The organism is uncultured Paraglaciecola sp. (assembly GCF_913058035.1).
Taxonomy (GTDB): domain Bacteria; phylum Pseudomonadota; class Gammaproteobacteria; order Enterobacterales; family Alteromonadaceae; genus Paraglaciecola.
On the sequence record NZ_CAJXPA010000284.1, the window covers coordinates 1 to 3881 of the forward strand.

The 3881-nt window shown below is 39.6% G+C and carries 6 protein-coding genes; all 6 read right to left on the reverse strand.

Annotated elements, in window-relative coordinates; translation table 11 throughout:
* Positions 1-7 precede the first annotated feature (7 nt).
* The gene (locus QZ562_RS20220) at positions 8-706 is read right to left on the reverse strand and encodes a hypothetical protein (protein ID WP_293764354.1); all 699 of its coding nucleotides are present in this window, start codon (positions 704-706) and stop codon (positions 8-10) included.
* A 157-nt stretch (positions 707-863) separates the two neighbouring features.
* Positions 864-1301 (reverse strand): MSHA biogenesis protein MshP, encoded by a 438-nt coding sequence (locus QZ562_RS20225; RefSeq protein ID WP_293764356.1) that lies wholly within the window; start codon positions 1299-1301, stop codon positions 864-866.
* Positions 1291-2124 (reverse strand): prepilin-type N-terminal cleavage/methylation domain-containing protein, encoded by an 834-nt coding sequence (locus QZ562_RS20230; protein ID WP_293764359.1) that lies wholly within the window; start codon positions 2122-2124, stop codon positions 1291-1293. Before QZ562_RS20230 ends, QZ562_RS20225 begins: the two co-directional genes overlap by 11 nt.
* The gene (locus tag QZ562_RS20235; RefSeq protein ID WP_293764362.1) at positions 2124-2687 is read right to left on the reverse strand and encodes a type II secretion system protein; all 564 of its coding nucleotides are present in this window, start codon (positions 2685-2687) and stop codon (positions 2124-2126) included. Before QZ562_RS20235 ends, QZ562_RS20230 begins: the two co-directional genes overlap by 1 nt.
* A complete protein-coding gene (locus QZ562_RS20240) occupies positions 2677-3228 on the reverse strand; it encodes a prepilin-type N-terminal cleavage/methylation domain-containing protein (RefSeq protein ID WP_293764365.1) in 552 nt (183 codons plus the stop codon). Before QZ562_RS20240 ends, QZ562_RS20235 begins: the two co-directional genes overlap by 11 nt.
* Positions 3229-3311: 83 nt before the next feature.
* Positions 3312-3827, reverse strand: a complete 516-nt coding sequence (locus QZ562_RS20245) for a prepilin-type N-terminal cleavage/methylation domain-containing protein (RefSeq protein ID WP_293764367.1) — start codon at positions 3825-3827, stop codon at positions 3312-3314.
* Positions 3828-3881: the final 54 nt, after the last annotated feature.

Here is a 3881-nt window from a genome sequence, read left to right on the forward strand (position 1 = left end):
TTTCCTCTTAGTCGGCAGAGTCAGAGGTGTATAAAGGACAGATCAATAACTGGCCGACATTACCATTAATGTTGATACGAGTATTGCCTTCAAAGTCGCTATGGTCCCTTAAAAAAATACGCACATCTCCTGATCCAACTATATTGATAATGGTGTTTTCATAAGTTTCAATTTCTTCAATATAATAATCTCCTGGGGTTAAATTCAAGGTCGCGTTATTACCATTTTCTAGAACATTTATTTCCTTGATTAGGTATTGGCTATACTCGCCACTAAAAGTCAGTGTGCCGCCGTTATTAACATTGATGGTGCCAAAGTTGTTCCCTTTATAAGGACCTGAGGTTCCACCTATTGTGACTGAAGAGGAGTCAACATCAACGTCATTTTCATCATTTGCACTTTCTATAAAATCACCTAAATTAAGAGGTTCTGTCGGCGTATTTGAAATTTGACACGCCCCAAAACCATCACAGTTTAGTCTTTCTATTTCCTTTTCATTGCTTGCGGCTAGTAAGCCATCTGGATTATTGTATATTGTTGGGGAGTTACCAATTTCTATTTTACCGTTACCATGGGCAGTTGCACCATCCACGAAGGTAGTTTCACAGTAGTCACTAATCGCTGCATAAACGTTTCCACTTAAACAGACCAACAGGATAGGCAGTATCCGCGAGTAAGTCGGTTTTTGAATATTGCAATGCATCAAGATATATCTTCTATTGACCAGTCTCTATGTGCTTGGTAACAAAAGGTATTTTCAAAACGATAATAAGTATATGTTACAAAGTCACTACATTGGAGAGTTTCAAATTTATGGCAAAAATTAAATACAGCAATTATAAAGGAGATAAATATTTTCATGGCTATTCCACCTCCAGCATTGCATCGACATAGATATTACGTGTTACGTTAGTATTACCCACTGTACATTGTCCCTCGCTATTAAAGGTCCAATGTGTAAAATTTTTGCTGCCGTCTTGTACTGCTGTTTCGCCAATCTCATATTTAAATAAGCAATTTTCTAACCCCGGAACGCCTACAAATGTGAACGGACTAAGAACATTACAACCAGAGCCAAGTTGTTTTGCGACCGCACAATTGATACCTGCTCTTGAGGCGTTTAGTGCCCTTTGTCCCAATACTTCGTGAATAATAGTTTCTGAAGACGAGGATAACAGGCGTGTCATGGTCAGTCCTAAAAGCCCTAAAACAATAATAACAAACAAGGCTATCACTAACATGCTGCCACGTTGATTGATTGGTTTGGCCATATTATTTGGTATAAAATATCTAGGGTACATTAGGAATATGCACCTCGGAGTTAAAGTTGATCATTTCTTCATTGCGGTTAAATGTCAGAAAAATCTGTACTAGACCATTTCTGGTCAGTGTTGCCTCAGAGACAGAAAAAGGTGCTTCATCGTTAGCCAACACATTAGCAAGATTTTCAGCCATTAATACTCCTGTTGAATATAAATCTTGGTCACTATTAAGCAAGCTATTTTCACTTCGATAAATACGTTTTTCACCAGTATTCGCACAATAACTCACGGCCTTACGGGCTATATATAATCGTGATGCTGGGGAATGATCTATGAATGCCTCTGAGATGCTTAACCGGTCAACGCCAATTATGGTATTACCTGTACCGCAAAGACTCGGTGTACACGGTACGATTTCTCGGCGCTTATCGCTATCTTCATGATACACGTCAAAATTAGTTGTTGGATACACTACAGCAAAATCACCTGGTTCCAGTGAATACTCAATTTTGTTGCCAGCTAACGTAAACACGGTGGCTACTAATGACGTGTCAGGGGTAACAGATAAAGAGGTATAAAACGTTATCCATTCCGCAGGCACAAATTCTAAACATTGAATATTGCCATCGTCTGTTACGCGGATACTATTGGGTATAGATGAACGCAGTTCTCGATTAATACGTTCGACCACAAAACGGCTATCACCAATAATTTGGTCGCGCTCCAAAACATCCGCATAAACCTCGACACCTGTGCGAATAAAACCTGCAATACCCACCGACACCACACCTAAAACTATGATCACAGTGACCAGTTCAACTAAAGTAAAACCTTTGGTTCTTGTCTTAGTCTGCAGTGTCATCAGTAATTGCTCACATAGGTCGAAAATATAATATTTTGATCATTGGGCGTAGTAATAATTATGGTAATCAGCTTGGCACTACCAATTGCTTCATCGTTAATGCCATCAAAGTCAGTATCATAGAAAACGGATACATTGACGGTGAAACCTTCGTACAGGTTCGTGCCATTTATGGTCAGGGCCTCGCCCAGTGCATTATTAAACACACCATATATGTTAGGCATTTCAAATCCGTTGTAGTCATCTACATCATCAAAATTGATGCGGCTTTCAGTACCAGAATCCATTGGATCAGCCCCCATATTATTCCATGCGGAACACGATGTGCCATCGCACCGTATAGCTCCACCGGTTCTATCAGATGCTTCATCATAGGATTTACCAGAAATTTCGTTAATTAAAGACTGGCCTAACTCAGATGCGCGTACCTGATAAACAGGTTCTACACTGCGTACTACTTGGGGAACCAACAAAGATATAAATAATCCTAAAGCAATAGAAAAGACGACTATGCCAATCACTTGTTCGATTAAAGTAAAACCTTTTAGGTTCTTAACATGCATGAATATAACCTTCCGATTCAATGCACACCGATACTTCTTTCTTGCCTGTGAGGATGACTTTACACATTTTATTGTCTTCACTATCACAAGCAAGTAGCCCCGCACCATCAACAGGTTGGCCTAAGCTGTTAAAAGCAATAAAACTAAAACTGGGCAGTGTTGACAAACTTACTTCAGCATCGGCCATCTCAGCTTCGCTGGTGGTCAGGTAACCAGGATTGTTAAAATCAATATCTGTCAGGCAGGTATCAGATGCAGAGCCCGTCGTGTAGTTCAGAACAGGTGGTCCAAAAGCAGCGTTGCTGCTATAAAAATTGATTTGAAAGCAGTATTCATCGCGTGTGTCATGCATGGCGCGAGTTTGCATATTACGCAGGGCAGAAATTAGCCTGGCTTGATAAGTGTATTCTGAAAAACCTGAGGTTCCAAAAAAACGACTAAAAGCTGAAACAGATAGGACACTAATCAAGATAATAACCAAGATAAGCTCTATTAAAGTAAAGCCTTTATGTCTGTATGAGTAATGTTGGAGAGTTAACATTATTCTCGCTCTTGACTGAAATGGCTCATACATAATTAGACGTGGGAGTAATTAACCCCCACGTACGACACGTTAATTTTAAATTAACAACCGCCAGTTGATGATGTCACTGTCGCAGGTACAGTCGCTGAAGTTGCTTCTGTATACAAAATCAGACATCCGTCATTGACAGTTCCAGCATCTGCATAATCAAAGTTAGCATTATCGAAGCCATAAAACGAAATAGCAGAACTAGTTGCACCTGGGTCCCCATCGTCTGCTGTAGTGCCTGTATGAAAAACTGGTAACATTTCTGAATCAATATCTAACAGAACTAACAAATCTTCACCATGTTCTAAATACCCATAAACCACGGAGGTGGCAACACCATTAACATCTACTGAGCCTGAAAGACCAGTTTCGCTTGCAATCAAAGATTTAGCATAAACGATTGAGCTTACAGACTTCACTGCCCCCTCAACAGCCTTTACTGTGCTACTTTTCGCATCAGCTTGAAGGTCAAGAAATTTAGGTGCGGCAGTCACTGCCAAAATGCCTAAAATCACGATAACGATAATTAATTCTATTAATGTAAAACCACTTTGTTTTTGATGTTGCATATTAATCCCCAAGTTATTTTGATAAACAATCCATTTAGTTATAATGTTTTATAC